General features: G+C 75.8%; 12 protein-coding genes and 1 pseudogene. 6 read left to right on the forward strand and 7 right to left on the reverse strand.

The features are described from left to right. A pseudogene (locus AB4039_RS01095) lies at positions 1-1,432 on the reverse strand (hypothetical protein); the annotation flags it as partial. A gap of 208 nt (positions 1,433-1,640) precedes the next feature. Between AB4039_RS01095 and AB4039_RS01100 the strand changes: the two are divergent. Beyond that, entirely contained in the window at positions 1,641-2,216 is a 576-nt protein-coding gene (locus AB4039_RS01100) for an SRPBCC family protein (protein WP_442269756.1), read from the forward strand. Between the two features lie 37 nt (positions 2,217-2,253). Here AB4039_RS01100 and AB4039_RS01105 read toward each other — a convergent pair whose 3' ends face one another. Continuing rightward, positions 2,254-3,360 (reverse strand): PLP-dependent cysteine synthase family protein, encoded by a 1,107-nt coding sequence (locus AB4039_RS01105; protein ID WP_266841450.1) that lies wholly within the window; start codon positions 3,358-3,360, stop codon positions 2,254-2,256. Between the two features lie 279 nt (positions 3,361-3,639). On the opposite strand from AB4039_RS01105, the gene AB4039_RS01110 reads away from it, so the two are divergent. Beyond that, on the forward strand, positions 3,640-4,185 hold the full coding sequence (locus AB4039_RS01110; protein ID WP_266837105.1) for an ATP-binding protein: 546 nt from the start codon (positions 3,640-3,642) through the stop codon (positions 4,183-4,185). 226 nt (positions 4,186-4,411) lie between these two features. On the opposite strand, the gene AB4039_RS01115 is transcribed toward AB4039_RS01110, so the two are convergent. Then, on the reverse strand, positions 4,412-5,758 hold the full coding sequence (locus AB4039_RS01115; RefSeq protein WP_442269757.1) for an ROK family protein: 1,347 nt from the start codon (positions 5,756-5,758) through the stop codon (positions 4,412-4,414). Between the two features lie 41 nt (positions 5,759-5,799). Then, positions 5,800-6,456, reverse strand: coding sequence for an alpha-ketoglutarate-dependent dioxygenase AlkB (locus AB4039_RS01120; protein ID WP_266837109.1), 657 nt, complete (start codon positions 6,454-6,456; stop codon positions 5,800-5,802). Between the two features lie 36 nt (positions 6,457-6,492). Between AB4039_RS01120 and AB4039_RS01125 the strand changes: the two genes are divergently transcribed. Further along, positions 6,493-7,236 carry a maleylpyruvate isomerase family mycothiol-dependent enzyme gene (locus AB4039_RS01125; RefSeq protein WP_442269758.1) on the forward strand — a complete coding sequence of 248 codons (744 nt, stop codon included), beginning with the start codon at positions 6,493-6,495 and terminating at the stop codon, positions 7,234-7,236. A gap of 164 nt (positions 7,237-7,400) precedes the next feature. Next, positions 7,401-8,633 (forward strand): GDSL-type esterase/lipase family protein, encoded by a 1,233-nt coding sequence (locus tag AB4039_RS01130; protein WP_266837113.1) that lies wholly within the window; start codon positions 7,401-7,403, stop codon positions 8,631-8,633. Between the two features lie 80 nt (positions 8,634-8,713). On the opposite strand, the gene AB4039_RS01135 is transcribed toward AB4039_RS01130, so the two are convergent. Beyond that, positions 8,714-10,324 (reverse strand): AMP-binding protein, encoded by a 1,611-nt coding sequence (locus tag AB4039_RS01135; protein ID WP_266837115.1) that lies wholly within the window; start codon positions 10,322-10,324, stop codon positions 8,714-8,716. Between the two features lie 154 nt (positions 10,325-10,478). On the opposite strand from AB4039_RS01135, the gene AB4039_RS01140 reads away from it, so the two are divergent. Then, positions 10,479-11,390 carry a LysR family transcriptional regulator gene (locus AB4039_RS01140; protein ID WP_266837117.1) on the forward strand — a complete coding sequence of 304 codons (912 nt, stop codon included), beginning with the start codon at positions 10,479-10,481 and terminating at the stop codon, positions 11,388-11,390. A gap of 105 nt (positions 11,391-11,495) precedes the next feature. Here the strand turns inward: AB4039_RS01140 and AB4039_RS01145 are convergent, their stop codons facing one another. Beyond that, a complete protein-coding gene (locus AB4039_RS01145) occupies positions 11,496-12,560 on the reverse strand; it encodes a spherulation-specific family 4 protein (protein ID WP_442269759.1) in 1,065 nt (354 codons plus the stop codon). Between the two features lie 251 nt (positions 12,561-12,811). Continuing rightward, entirely contained in the window at positions 12,812-13,510 is a 699-nt protein-coding gene (locus tag AB4039_RS01150) for a TetR/AcrR family transcriptional regulator (RefSeq protein WP_266837121.1), read from the reverse strand. 149 nt (positions 13,511-13,659) lie between these two features. Between AB4039_RS01150 and AB4039_RS01155 the strand changes: the two genes are divergently transcribed. Continuing rightward, the gene (locus AB4039_RS01155; protein ID WP_266837123.1) at positions 13,660-14,118 is read left to right on the forward strand and encodes a nitroreductase/quinone reductase family protein; all 459 of its coding nucleotides are present in this window, start codon (positions 13,660-13,662) and stop codon (positions 14,116-14,118) included. Positions 14,119-14,517 lie beyond the last annotated feature (399 nt).

Here is a 14,517-nt window from a genome sequence, read left to right on the forward strand (position 1 = left end):
GCCCGCCCGCGGCCAGCCGGCGCCGGTCCCGGGCGGCGCGGGCGACGGCCCAGGCGGCCGGCAGCAGCAGGGCGATCAGCAGCGGCGGCAGCACGGCGGCCTGCCAGGACAGCAGGACGGGCGGTCCGGGCAGTACGGCCCCGGGCGTGCCCGGTGTGGCGCCCCCGTCGAGCCAGTCGGCGACGCGCTGGGCGACCCCGCCGGACATGACCCCGCCGAGGGCGCAGCCGAGCACGGCGACGGCGGGGCCGCCGAGGCCCCGCAGGGCGGCGCCGGGTTGGGGCGTGCCGCGGTGCAGGCGGTGGGCGACGAAGGCGAGGGCCAGCGCGCAGCAGCCCTGGCCGAGCATGAGCACCCCGAACGCGAAGTCCCCCGGGAGCCGCCCGGCCGAGACCCAGCCGGGGCGGGACCAGCCCGCGTAGAGGAGGACCGCGGCGAGCAGGGCGAGGGCGCCGCCGGGCAGCAGGGTGATCGCGGCCCGGTCGAGCCGGTGGTCGGGCCGGGCCTCGGTGCGGCCGCGCCGGCAGACGACCCACAGGACGGTGGCGCCGCCGGTCGCGAGCAGCGCCTCGACGGCCCACCCGGCGGCCTGGAGCGCGGGGGCCGTGGCGGTGGCGGCCCGGTCGTGGCGGACGGCGGGGGCGGCGACCGCCACCGCCACGGTGAGGAGTCCGGCGGCGGTGTGCGCGGCGCGCAGCCGCGCCACGATCCGCCGCCCGTACCAGAACCCCGACTGCCCCAGCGGCGCCTCCTCCCCCGGTCCGGGGTCGCCCGGGGTGGCGGAGCCGGCGGGCGGCGGCTGGGATTCGTAGGCGCTCCAGGTGCGGGTCGAGAGGTACCAGAGCAGGCCGGTCAGGCCGGCCGGGACCAGGGCGCCGACCGCGAGGCGGCGTCCGGGCTGACCCCACCAGCTGCCGGGCCGCGGGACGCCGAGCGGGGAACGGGAACCGGTGCAGGCGGTGTTGCCCGCGCACTGCCAGGCGAGGAGGTCCAGCGCGACCTCGCAGGCCGCCGCGACGAGGAGGACGGTGAGGCTGAGGGCGAGGACCCGTACGAGGAGTCCGTACGTGCGCACCGCCCGCGCGGCCGCCTTGCCGGGGGCGGCCGCGGGCCGGGCCCAGTGGGCGAGGTTGGCGACCATGAACGGCAGGAGCAGCAGCCACAGGGCCCGGGCTCCGTTGCCGGAGGTGAGGCGGGACCAGCAGTAGGCCTCGGGCACGGGCCGGCCGCCGTGGCGTCCGGGACGGTCCTCGGCGTCGGCGTCCTCGGGGCGGCGGAACACGGCGGCGGTCGAGTCGCCGGTGATCCGGACGGGGTAGGGGTCCCGGAGCAGTTCCGCGGGGGAGGCTCCGCCCACGCCGTGGACGAGCAGTTCGAGCGCGGGCGGCGGGCCCGGGGGCGGCGGTTCGGAGGCGGCGACGGGGTCCGGCATGGGGCCTCCGCAGGTGAGGGGCTGGTGCGCGCGGGGCGACCCCTTCAGCATCCCGCCCCGGGGCGTCCCTGCCCAGGCCCCGTGCGTGTGAAGGACGTTCGGGCCGGGGGCGGGCGATGCCCCCGCCGGCCGGAGACTTCTGACGGGCCGCCGGTTATGGTGGCGCGGCGGCGCACCCCGCGCCCCGCACCGCCCAGGGGGTAACGACATGACCCGCCGACTCCGCCCCGTGGGGCTGGGTTTCACCGAAGACGCCCCGACGCGCCTGGTGTTCACAGCCCGCGCCTCGGCCGCACCCGACGCCGTGTACCGGGCGCTCGCGGAGGAGGTGACGGGCTGGCCGTCCTGGTTCCGGGCCGTGACGCTGGCCCGGCCCACCCGCGGCGGCGGGGGCCGCGAGGTCCGGCTGATGGGCGGGGTCCGCTTCCAGGAGACGGTCATGGCCGCGGTTCCCGGGCGGCGCTACGCCTACCGGGTCGACGAGACCAACGTGCCCGCCGTGCGCGCCCTGCTGGAGGAGTGGCTCCTGACCCCGGCGGACCGCTCCCCCGGCACCGGGACCGCGCCCGGCACGCCTGCCACCCCCGCCGCGCCGGCTACCCCCGCCATGCCCGTCGCCCCCGGCACCGCCGCCCCGGGCACCCTGGTCCGCTGGACCTTCGCCGCCGACGGCCCGCCCGCCTTCCGGCTGGCGCTGGCCGCCTCCCGCCCGGCCCTCGGCCACTCCTTCCGCACGGCGGTGCGCACGCTCGACGCCCGCCTGGCGGCCCGCCCCCGCAGCTGACGGACTGCCACCGGGCGGGCCCTCGCCGCGCGCTCGTTCAGGCGGTGGGCTCGCGCCAGTCCCCCGTCCGCAGGAGCGTCTCGATCGTCTTGGCGTACGGGGCGATGTCGAGGCCCTGCGCGGCCAGCCATTCGTCCGAGTAGTACTTGTCGAGGTAGCGGTCGCCCGGGTCGCAGAGCAGGGTGACGACGCTGCCCGTGCGGCCCTCCGCGACCATCTCGGAGATGATCTTCAGGGCGCTCCACAGTCCGGTGCCGGTGGAGCCGCCCGCCTTGCGCCCTATGGCCTGCTCCAGGGCGCGGCACGCGGCGACGCTCGCCGCGTCCGGCACCTTCATCATGCGGTCGATGGCGCCCGGCACGAAGCTCGGCTCCATCCGCGGCCGCCCGATGCCCTCGATGCGCGAGCCGCAGTCGCTGCTCGCGTGGGGGTCGCCCAGGGTCCAGCCGTCGAAGAAACAGGAGTTCTCCGGGTCGGGGACGCAGATGCGGGTGTCGTGCTGCATGTAGTGCACGTAGCGCGCGATGGTGGCGGAGGTGCCGCCGGTGCCGGCCGTCGCGACGATCCACGCCGGTTCGGGGTACCGCTCCAGGCGGAGCTGCTGGTACATCGACTCCGCGATGTTGTTGTTGCCTCGCCAGTCGGTGGCCCGCTCCGCGTAGGTGAACTGGTCCATGTAGTGGCCGCCGGTGCGTGCGGCCAGGTCGGCGGACTCCTCGTACATCTTCATGGAGTCGTCGACGAAGTGGCAGGTGCCGCCGTGGAATTCGATGAGGCGGCACTTCTCCGGGCTGGTGGTCTTCGGCATCACCGCGACGAAGGGGACGCCGATCAGCTTGGCGAAGTAGGCCTCGGAGACGGCGGTCGAGCCGCTGGAGGCCTCGATGACCGGGCGGCCGGGGCGGATCCAGCCGTTGCAGAGCGCGTACAGGAACAGGGAGCGGGCGAGTCTGTGCTTGAGGGAGCCCGTCGGGTGCGTGGACTCGTCCTTGAGGTACAGGTCGATGCCCCACGCCTCGGGGAGGGGGAAGCGCAGCAGGTGGGTGTCGGCGGAGCGGTTCGCGTCCGCCTGGACCTTGCGGACGGCTTCCTTGAGCCAGGCGCGGTACTCCGCGTCGCTCCGGTCGACGTCGACCGTCGTCATGACCGCGCCCGCGGCCGTGTTCGCCGCCGTGTTCGCGGCCACGCTCGCGTCCGTCGTACCGGTGGTACCGGTGGTGCTCATGCGCCATGCTCCTTTGTCGGTTCCGTGGCCCCCTGCTTTCGCAATGTACCCCTCCCACCTGCACAAATGGTTGCTTTGGGTTTCCATGCGGATCGCTTTCGGTCGCGTTCGGTTGCACCGGAGGCCACCGTGGGTGACCCTGGTGGTGCGCTACCGAGGGTGCAGCACCCGTAACACTGATGTCGGGGAGTCGCAGCCGTGATCAGTCATTCCCGCAGGCACTGCGTCGTCGAACTGCAGGCCTTGCCAGCGCGGATCGGTCAGGTCCGCAGAATCGTTTCTGCACAACTGCGCCACTGGCAGCTCGATCCGCTCATAGACCGGGCTGCGCTCGGCGTGACGGAGCTGCTCAGCAACGTCCACCGCCATGCGCAGCCCGACAAGGTCTGCACGGTCGAGATCGAACTGCGCCTCGGGCGGCTGACCGTCTCCGTCTCCGACAGCGATCCGAGGCTGCCCGTGGTCCGGGCCGCCGATGAGCTGGAGACGTGCGGGCGCGGGCTCGCGCTCGTGGCGGCCGTGAGCGAGGCCTGGGGGGCCCGGCACCTGCCGGACGGCCCCGGCAAGGTGGTGTGGTTCTCGCTACGGGCCGCCCCCGCGCCGGCGGCGCCCACGGGCACGGTCCGTATCGGCGTGAACAAGCCGGTACGGGAACCCGCGCGGGCGGTGCTCACCGCCGTGGACGTGCAGGCCGTCCCGGTCGCCGTGCCGGTACCGGTCCCGGTCGGCACCGGGCCCGGGTGACGCCCCCGGCCGCACTCCCGCGGACCCGGCCCGGACGCCCGCCCCGCCGCACCCCGAGGGCACCCGGGCCCGGCCCCGGCCCGACACCGGACAGTCGCCCGGCGCCACCGCCTCGGGCCCCCGTCTCGGGCCCTGCCGCGGGCCGCCGCCTCGTGCCCTGCCGCGGGGCACCCGCTCGGAAGCCCACCTCGGGAACCCGCCCGGGAAGCCCCTCCGGGCCACCGCCTCAGGCAGCCGCGCCCAAGGCCCCCAGCGGGTCGTCCAGCACCGGCTGCCACGCCAGCTCCGCCGCCCCGACCAGGCTGTTGTGGTCGAGGGTGCACGGCAGGATCGGCACGCCGCCGCTGCGCCCCCACAGGCTGCGGTCCGCGACGACCGCGCGCAGCCGCTCCGGGTCGGCGGACAGCAGCTCCCGGTGCAGTCCGCCGAGGATGATCCGGTCCGGGTTCAGGATGTTGACCAGCCCCGCGAGCCCGAGCCCGAGCCGGTCGATGAGCTCCTCGGCGGCGGCCCGCACGCCCGGGTCCGCGTACTCGGCGCGCAACAGGTCACGGGCCTGCTGGAGCAGGGACACCTCGGGGCCCGGGATGCGGCCCGCGGCGGTGAGGAAGGCCAGCGGGTCGGCCTCCACGTCCAGGCAGCCCCGGCTGCCGCAGTGGCAGGCCCGCCCCTCCGGGTTGACGGTGAGGTGGCCGACCTCCAGGGCCAGCCCCGCGCTCCCGCTGTGCAGCCGGCCGTCCAGGACCAGCGCCCCGCCGACGCCGCGGTGCCCGGTCGCCACGCAGAGCAGGTGCTGGGCGCTGCGGCCCGCGCCGTGCCGGTGTTCGGCGAGCGCGGCGAGGTTGACGTCGTTGCCCGTCAGGGCCGGTCCGTCGATCCCGGCCGCCTTGACGCGCTCCGCGAAGATGGCCCGTACGGGAGCACCGGCCGGCCAGGCCAGGTGCAGCGGGTTCAGGGCGGTGCCCTCGGGCTCCGCGACCGCGGAGGGCACGGCCAGGCCCGCGCCGACGCAGCGCCGCCCGGACTCGGCGAGCAGCGCCGCGCCGGCGTCGACGACCGCGCCGAGGACCTGCGCCGGGTCGGCGGAGACCGTGACCTTGCCGGGCGCGGTGGCCACGATCCGCCCGCCGAGGCCGACCAGCGCCGCCCGGAACCCGTCCGGGTGCACCTGCGCGGCCAGTGCCACCGGCCCGTTCTCGTCGACCGACAGCCGGTGCGAGGGGCGGCCCTGGGCCCCGCCCGCCCCGCCGGGGCGGGAGTCGACGCGGATCAGGCCGAGCGCCTCCAGCTCGGCGGCGACCGCGCCCGCGGTGGCGCGGGTGACGCCGAGCTCGGCCGTCAGGACCGCCCGGGTCGGGGCCCGGCCGGTGTGGACGAGCTCCAGCGCGGGGCCGAGCGCGCCCCGGCCCCGTTCCAGCCTGGTCCTCGCGGAGGCCGCCGAAGCCGCGGCGGCCGCCGATGTCCCGGAGGTCCCCGAAGCGGTGGACGCCGTATCCGCGGTGCCGGCCTCCGTGGACGTCGTGGACACCGTGGTCGCATCCCCCACCCGCGGCGGGGCCCCGTTGCCGTTCATGACATGGATCCTCGCATGATCGGGAGGCACCGGGCGCCCGGCTACGACCCGAGGCCGCCGACGCGCAGGGTGATGTTGAGCCGCCCGGTCAGCCCCAGGCCGGGCGGCGCGGTGCCGGGAAGGACCTTCGGCACCCCGTGGAAGGCCCGCCGGCTCGGTCCGCCGAAGACGAACAGGTCCCCGCTGCGCAGCTCGACGTCCCGGAACGGACGGGCGCGCGAGACGGTGTTGCCGAAGCGGAAGAGGCAGGAGTCGCCGAGACTGAGCGAGACCACCGGGGCCCCGGACCGCTCCTCGGCGTCCCGGTGCATGCCCATCCGGGAGTCGCCGGCGTAGAAGTTGACCAGCGCGATGTCGTACTCCTCCCCGGGCGGCAGCGGCGCGCCGTACGCGGCGAGGACGGCTTCCCGGCCCAGCGCGGCCAGCCATGCGGGCATCGGTTTGACGGGGGCCCCGTCGCCGTCGACGGCCGTCCGCGCGTATCCGTACGGGTACCAGTGCAGCCCCAGGCACACCTGCCGGGCGGTCATCGTCCCGCCGCCGGGGGTGCGCACGGTGCGCAGTCCGGCGGGCGGGCGCGCCCACTCCCGGCAGGCGGCGAGCAGCTCGCCCTGGCGCACCGGCCCGATCCAGTCGGGCAGGTGGACGGCGCCGGGGGCGATCTCGGCCCGCTCGCGCGGGAACAGTTCACCGACCACCCCTCCATTGTCGGGGTGCGCTGGCACACTCGCGGCATGAAGATCACCGAATACGTGGAGACCCTCGCCCGGGAGGGCGAGCTGCTGGCCGATACCGCCGATCGGACCGGTACGGAGGCCCTGGTAGCGACCTGTCCGGGGTGGCGGGTCACCGACCTGCTGCGGCACACCGGGGCGGTGCACCGCTGGGCGACGGGCTTCGTCGCGGACGGACTGGTGGATCCGGTGCCGTTCCCGGACGCGCCGGAGCTGTCGGGGGCCGAGCTGCTGGCCTGGTTCCGGGAGGGGCACGCGGAGCTGGTGCGGGCGCTGGCCGGGGCCCCGGCGGAGCTGGTGTGCTGGACCTTCCTGCCGACCGCGCCGCCGTCGTCGCTGGCGTTCTGGGCCCGTCGGCAGGCGCACGAGACGACGGTGCACCGCTTCGACGCCGAGTCCGCGCTGGGGCCGGGCTTCTCGTCGGTCACCCCGGAGTTCGCGGAGGACGGGGTGGACGAGCTGCTGACCGGCTTCCACGCCCGGCCGCGCAGCCGGGTGCGTACCGAGGAGCCGAAGGTGCTGCGCATCCGGGCGGCGGACACCGGTGCGGTGTGGACGGTGCACCTGTCGAAGGAGCCCGCGCGCACGGTGCGCGGCGACACCGGCGACCCGGTGGACTGCGAGCTGACCGGTGCGGCGTCCTGGCTGTACGCGGCCCTATGGAACCGGGTCCCGCTGGCCGGCCCGGAGGTGAGCGGCGACGCCTCGCTGGCGGCGCTCTGGCAGGAGACCGGCCGCATCTGACGGCTGGAGCGGCCCCCCTTCCGGAGCGGCCTCCCCTTCCGGAGCGGCCCCCCCCGGAAGGGGAGGCCGCAGCCGGGCGCGGCCGGCCTCGGCCGGGCGCGGCACCGCGCCGCGCCGCGGAAATGAATGTGCGGATCGGGAACCCGGTTGACAGGGTGGTGGGCATGAACTCCCAGCTCAACGACGCGACCGACGATCCGCACACGGCGGGCGCGGCCGGATGGACCACCACGCCGATCGGGGCGGACCTGCTGCGCGGCGCCCTGGAGGTGGAGCGCACCGCGCGCGGCGTGCTGCCGCACCGGCTGCCGGCACGGGCCCGCCGGCAGTTCCCCGACGCCTACCTGGCCGCCGTCGAGACGCAGCCCTCCGGGGTCCGGCTGGCCTTCCGCACGCGGGCCACCGCCATCGAACTCGACGCGCTCCGCACCAAGAACGGCTACCGGGGCGTTCCGCCGCGCCCCGACGGCGTGTACGAACTGCTCGTGGACGGCCGCCCGGCCGGCCGGGCCACCTCGAACGGCGGCAACGTCCTGATGGTCGACATGGCCACCGGCTCCGCGGAACTCGTGCCCGGTCCGGTCGGCACCGTCCGCTTCGACGGGCTGCCCGCCCGGCTCAAGGACGTCGAGATCTGGCTGCCGTACAACGAGGTCATCGAGCTGATCGAGCTGCGCACCGATGCTCCCGTCGAGCCGCCGCGGGATCACGGGCGCCGGGTGTGGCTGCACCACGGCAGTTCCATCAGCCACGGCTCCAACGCGGCGGGCCCGACGACGATCTGGCCGGCGCTGGCCGCCTCGCTGGGCGGCGTGGAGCTGGTCAACCTGGGGCTGGGCGGCAATGCCCTGCTCGACCCGTTCACCGCGCGCGCCCTGCGGGACGCCCCGGCCGACCTGATCAGCGTGAAGATCGGCATCAACATCGTCAACACGGATCTGATGCGGCTGCGTGCCTTCGGCCCGGCGGTGCACGGCTTCCTCGACACCATCCGCGAGGGACACCCCGACACTCCGCTGCTGGTCGTCTCGCCCGTCCTGTGCCCGCTCCAGGAGGACACCCCGGGGCCGCTCGCCCCGGACCTGCGCGACGGGAAGCTGAACCTGCGGGCCCTGGGAGACCCGGCGGAGGTCGCCGCCGGACGGCTCACGCTCACCGTCGTCCGCCGCGAGCTCGCCCGCATCACCGCCGAGCGCGCCACCGACGACCCGCACCTGCACTACATCGACGGCCGCTCCCTCTACGGGGAGGCCGACTTCGCCGAGTTCCCGCTGCCGGACGGCCTGCACCCGGACCCGGCCGGCCACCGCCGGATCGGGGAGCGCTTCGCCGAGCTGGCCTTCGCGAAGGACGGGCCGTTCGGGGAGGGCCGGGCCGATTCCGGCCGTGGAGCGTGAGGCCGGCGGGGGCGGGCCGACGGACGCGGCGGGCCCGTCCCGGGCCTCCTCGCCCCCGGCTCCGCGTACCCCCCGGTTGATCATCCGTCCGACCTGCCCCCGGGTCCGCCGACCGGGTCGGGGTCGTGTCGGGCGGGTTCCTTCGCCCCTCCCCCGTACCGGCTCCGCAGGCGGACCTTGTCCGGTTTGCCCGCCTCGGTGAGCGGCAGGCGGTCCATGACGTGGATCGCGGCCGGTTCGTACACCGCGCCCAGGCGGGCGGTCACGAAGTCCGCGAGCAGCCGGGCGGCGTCGGCGTCCGGGGAGCGGCCCGGGGCGGGGACGACCGCGACGTGGAGTTCCTCGTTCCCGTCCGCCGTGCGGATCCCGAAGGCCGCGCAGCGCGCGACGGCCGGGTGCGCGTGCAGGACCTCCTCCACCTCCGCCGGGTGGAGATGGGCGCCCACGACGATGACCGTCTCCTTCAGCCGGTCGACGAGGTGGAGGTAGCCCTCGCCGTCGAGGAGTCCCAGGTCCCCGGTGGCCGTCCAGCCGTCGCGGAGCACCTCCGCGGCCGGTTCGGGGCGCCCCCAGTAGCCGGCCATAGCCGTGGGCGTGCGGACGTGGACCTCCCCCGTACCCCCGGGAGGGAGGGCGGCGCCCGACGGGTCCCGGATCTCGATGTCCACTCCGGGCAGCGGCCGGCCGGCGGTGACGCGGCCGCCGGGGCCGGTGACGACGTGCTCGTGCGGGAGGACTTCGGCGATCGGGCCCGTCTCGGTCTGCCCGTACGAGCCGTGCAGGACGGGGCCGAAGACCTCCGCGGCCCGGCGCAGCCGCGCGGCGGACGCGGGGGTGCCCCCGTAGAAGAGGCGGCGCAGGGCGCGGACGTCGGTGGTGGCGAGGTCCGGGTGGTCCAGCAGTTCGTGGAGGAGCGGCGGCAGGAGCCAGAGGTCGGTCACCCGGTACCGCTCGACGGCCGCAAGGACCCCGGCCGGCTCGAAGCCCTCCTGCAGGACGACGGAGCCACCGGCGAGCAGGGTGGCGTCGGAGACGATGCCGGCCACGTGCGCGAGGGTGGTGCAGGCGAGGAACCGGGGCGGGGCGCCGGAGGGGACGTGGGCGGTGTGCGCGGCCAGGATCCTCCGGTAGGGGCCGTGGGCCAGCCGGACCAGCTTGGGCGGACCGGTGGTTCCGCCGGTGAAGCGCAGGCACCAGTCGTCCTCGGGACGGGCCGCGGCCGGTGTCCGCAGGGTGTGCCGGTCCGGGAGCCGGCCGGGCCGGTCCTCGGTGAACAGGCCGGGGTCCAGGGTCAGCCGGAGGGGCTCGGGGGTCCCGGTCGGCAGGTCCCGCGTGGCGGGGTCCACCAGAAGGAGGACCGCGGCGGTGGCCTCCAGGATCCGGGCCCGCGCCGCGGCCGGCGCGGTGGGGCTCAGGTGCACGACCCTGGCGCCGAGCAGGTTGGCCCCGTAGCGGGCGATGAGGGTCTCGGGGTGGTTCCCGGTGAGCAGGGCGACCGTGCTCGCGCGGGTGACGCCGTGGGCCGCCAGCAGCCGTGCGGCCCGGTGGATGCCGGTGCGCAGGGCCCGGGCGTCGACGGTCCGGTCGGCGGTGGTGAGCACGGTCCGCTCGGGCGGGAGCTCCGGGCGGGCGAGGACGGCGAGGAGGGCGTCCACGTAGCTCTCGTAGGGCGGTCGAGGGGATCCGGGCATGACGGTGCTGCCCCTTTCTTCGTGGGGTCCTGCGGGAGGGGCCGGGTCGTCCTCGGAGGTTAGGAGGTGCTCGCTCATGTCGTCCAAGACCGGTTTGGCCATGAGAACGTGCTCGCAGGGTTATGAACTCGCAGGGTTATGAAAGGGGCGGTCGGTGGACCTGCTGTCGTTGCGGTGCTTCCAGGTCGTCGCGCGGTGCGAGCACATCAGCCGGGCGGCGGACGAACTGCGCACCGCCCAGCCCTCGGTGAGCCGGACGATCGCCCGGCTGGAGGCCGAACTGGGGGTGCCGCTCTTCGACCGGCGGGGCCGCCGGATCCATCTCAACCGGCACGGCGCGGCCTTCCTGCTGCGGGTGGACCGGGCGCTCGCCGAACTGGAAGACGGGCGTCGCGAGTTGGCGGACGCCGCGCGCGGTGGCGGGGGCGGCAGCGTGACGGTGGCGAGCGAGACCCTGCTGACCCTCACCGGGCTGCTGGCCCGTTTCCGCGCGGCCCGTCCCGGGGTCGACGTCCGGCTGCGGCAGGCGTCAGCCGAGACGATGGCGCGTCTGCTGCGGACCCGGGAGGCGGACCTCTGCTTCGCCTCGCAGCCGCTCGCCGCGCCCGCTCTGGAGTCGGTGGTGCTGCTCACCGAGGAGGTGCTGCTCGCGGTGCCCCGCGGGCACCGGCTGGCCGGGCGGGAGCGGGTGGCGGTGACGGAGCTGGCCGGGGAGCCGTTCGTCACCCCGGGGCGGGGGCACTGGCAACGGGCGCTGGCCGACGGGCTGTTCGAGCGGGCAGGGGTGCGGCCGACGGTCGTGTGCGAGGGGGACGAACCGGGCGCGGTGCTGGACCTGGTCGCCGCCGGGCTCGGAGTGGCGCTGGTGCCGGCCCTGGCCCGGGAGTCCGGCACCCGGGACATCGTGGCCTGGGCCCGGCTGGCCTCGCCCGAGGCCCGCCGGGAACTGTGCCTCGTCCGGTCCGGGGGCGCCTACGCGTCCACGGGCGCCCGGAGCTTCGCTGACTTCGCGGTGGGGTACTTCGGGGACGCCTCGGCGCGGGCCGGCGGGGCCGCAGCTCCGTAGGACGCCGACGCCGGGACGCCGGGACGTCGGGACATCGGGCGGAGTGCGGTGGGGCGGGGTGGGGTGGGGTGGGGTGGCGAACCGGAGCGGGGCCGTCGGGCCGGTTCAGCCGAGGGTGGCCGCGTAACCGGTCTGGAGGCCGTACGTCCACTCGGGAGCGGCGTTCCAGGGGTTGGGCATGACCGCGCTGGTGGCGTAGGCGTAGCCGGCGCCGCGTTCGAAGGCGGTGCGCAGGGTGCGGCGCATGGCCGCGGCGTCGGGGACGTCGTGGACGAGGTGCCAGAACGCGGTACCGCTCGGGTCGAGTTCGGTGCCCGCGCGGTATCCGCCGAGCGGGTCGAACACGTTGCCGCCGTGCCAGCCGCCCGAGGTGTACGCCGCGTAGGTGTCCTCGAAGGTGACGAAGACGTCGGCGGTGCGGTGGCCGGGTTCGAGGTAGCAGTCGGCAATGGCCGTGCCGGGGTTGTCGACGACCAGTTCGGCGGCGCCCGGGTCGGCGGCGTGCATCGTGTCCTGGACGTAGCGGCGCAGGGCGGCGTAGTGGTCGCGAGTGGTGTTGCCGGGGCCGCAGTCGCGGCTGACGACGTCGAAGAAGATGCCGTCCACGTGGAGGCGTCCGTCCCCGTTGCCGGAGGGCTTGAGGTAGTTGTCGACGGAGGCCTTGACGGCGGCGGGGTCCCGGCTGCCGTGGTCGGTGTGGACGTAGCCGAGGACCTTGGTCTTCTCGCCCGTGGCCGTGGTCCGGGCGCGCAGGGCGTCCGCGCGGGCCTGCCAGGGGGCGTCGAAGGGGGCGTCCCCGTTGCCCGGGTTGAGGACGACCACGGAGGGGGCCGGGCCGGTGGCGGCGAGGTCGGCCAGTACCGGGTCGTCCGCCCAGACGTAGGCGGGCACGGCTATCTCCAGGCCGCGGACGCCGGGACGGCGGGGCACCGGCGTGACCGCGGGCGTGGGTACGGAGGCGGGCGAGGGGGCGGAACCGGTGTCGGGTTCCGCCCCGCCGGGTCTGGAGGGCGCGGGGTCCGGTGACGGGCCCCGGTCGGCGCGGGCCGCCCGGTCGGCACGGTCCGCACGGGTCGCCTCGGCCGAGGCGGCCGGAGCGGGTGCCGGGGCGGTGAGCAGCCAGGTCACCAGAACGGCGTACAGGGCCTTCACGGCGCGGGCGCGGGCCATGGGCTGTTCCTCCGGCGGGCAGGGGGTCGACCCGAGGAACAGTAGACGCGCGGCAAGTCGGTGAAGGGCGAACCACCCACATTGATGGGAGGAACAGAAAAGCGATCTGTCACCTCATCATCCGAACCCCCGCCGGGCGGGTGACGACGCCGCGACGGTGGGGGCCGCATCCGCACCTCGACGGTGACGCCGGGGCTCGCACCCCTCCGGGCGGCGCCTCTCCGGGCGGCGCCCCGCCGACGCGCACCCCGTCAGGCGGCGTGCAGTCCCACCTCGTGCGCCAGCCGGCCGACGGCGTGCGCGAAGAACACGTCCCGCTCCTCGACGACCCGGTTGAACTGGCCGAACAGCTCGAAGGAGATCAGACCGACGAACTGGGCCCAGGCCGCGACCAGGGCGGCGGTCACCTCGGGGGGCAGACCCTCGGCGAAGTCGGCGGTCATCCGGTCCGCTTCGGAGCGCAGGGCGGGGGGCAGCGGCGGCAGGGACAGGCCGCGCCCCTCGCAGGCGGAGCGGACGATACCGATGAGGACGTTGGCGACCCGGGAGGCGGGGCCGATGGTGTCCACGGGGGCGCTGTAGCCGGGGACCGGGGAACCGTAGATCAACGCGTATTCGTGCGGGTGCGCGAGCGCCCAGGCGCGCACCGCTTCACAGACGGCGATCCAGCGGGCGCGGGGCGCGGCGCCGGCGGCGAGGGAGGCCGCGCCGGCCGTTTCGGCCGCGGCGCCGACGCTGTCGTAGGCGTCGATGATCAGGGCGGTCAGCAGGTCGTCGCGGCTCGGGAAGTAGCGGTAGAGGGCGGAGGAGACCATGCCCAGCTCGCGGGCGACGGCGCGCAGCGAGAGCTTGGCGGCGCCCTCGGCGGCGAGTCTGCGGCGCGCCTCGTCCTTGATGGCGGCGGTGACCTCAAGGCGGGCCCGTTCCCTGGCTCCTCGCACAGTGTTCATGCAGGTCAGTGTGTCATACATGTGGAGCAGTGCACAAAAACGGGAGCGGCGCTCACTTGCGAGAGCACTGCTCTTGTTTTGGTGCGGCGATCCGTGCACACTGGTCTCAAGCGAGAGCACTGCTCTCCCCATCCGCTCCGGAGGTTCCCGTGAACGCGTCCACCCCCTACTACGTCCAGGGCAGCCCGCTCGGCATCCGCTTCAACGCCCTCCTCGGCCGGCTCGCCCGGCTCGGCATCAGCCTGGCCGGTACGGCCGAGCTCTCGGTGCGCGGCCGCAAGTCCGGCGAGATGCAGCGGATCCCGGTCAACCCGCACACCCACGACGGCGCCCAGTACCTGGTATCGGCCCGGGGCCACTCCCAGTGGGTCCGCAACATGCGGGTGGCGGGCGGCGGCGAGCTGCGCGTGGGCCGCAAGATCCGGACCTTCACCGTCACGGAGCTCACGGATCCGGCGCAGAAGGCGGTCGTACTGCGCGCCTATCTGGAGAAGTGGGGCTGGGAGGTCAACCGGTTCTTCCAGGGCGTCACCGCGAAGTCCTCCGACGCCGAACTCCAGGCGGCCGCCGGGGACCACCCGGTCTTCCGCATCACGGTGTCCAACTGACCCCCGGGGACGGCCGCCCCCCGCTCCCCCACCCGAACGGCGGGCACACGACAGCTCCCTGCCCCCTGCCCGGCCGACGCTCCCGGCATCCCGCCCGCCGGACGTGCGGCCGACGCTCCCGGCATCCCGCCCGCCGGACGTGCGGCCGACACCGGCGGCACCCGGCCGGCCCACGGGCCGTCCGCCTCGCGGCGCCGACACCCGGCCCCGGCCACCGGAACCTGACGCCCACCCACCGGACGCGCTCACGCGGCAGCGCACGCCACCGCCGACCAGATCCGCCCCGCGCTCCCCGGATCCCGCCCCACCACGCGCTCACGCACCCGGGACCACCCGACTCCCCACGCGTACGCCACTCCGAGCGCGGCGGGGTCGCCCCGAGGCCCGCACGGCCCGGCA

Source organism: Streptomyces sp. M-16 (assembly GCF_052114405.1).
Lineage (GTDB): Bacteria > Actinomycetota > Actinomycetes > Streptomycetales > Streptomycetaceae > Streptomyces.

Coding starts and splice junctions, on each gene's coding strand:
- AB4039_RS01100 (WP_442269756.1), top strand. CDS start 1,641: ATGACCCGCCGACTCCGCCCCGTGGGGCTGGGTTTCACCGAAGACGCC.
- AB4039_RS01105 (WP_266841450.1), bottom strand. CDS start 3,360: ATGACGACGGTCGACGTCGACCGGAGCGACGCGGAGTACCGCGCCTGG.
- AB4039_RS01115 (WP_442269757.1), bottom strand. CDS start 5,758: ATGAACGGCAACGGGGCCCCGCCGCGGGTGGGGGATGCGACCACGGTG.
- AB4039_RS01125 (WP_442269758.1), top strand. CDS start 6,493: ATGAAGATCACCGAATACGTGGAGACCCTCGCCCGGGAGGGCGAGCTG.
- AB4039_RS01130 (WP_266837113.1), top strand. CDS start 7,401: ATGAACTCCCAGCTCAACGACGCGACCGACGATCCGCACACGGCGGGC.
- AB4039_RS01135 (WP_266837115.1), bottom strand. CDS start 10,324: ATGCCCGGATCCCCTCGACCGCCCTACGAGAGCTACGTGGACGCCCTC.
- AB4039_RS01145 (WP_442269759.1), bottom strand. CDS start 12,560: ATGGCCCGCGCCCGCGCCGTGAAGGCCCTGTACGCCGTTCTGGTGACC.
- AB4039_RS01150 (WP_266837121.1), bottom strand. CDS start 13,510: ATGAACACTGTGCGAGGAGCCAGGGAACGGGCCCGCCTTGAGGTCACC.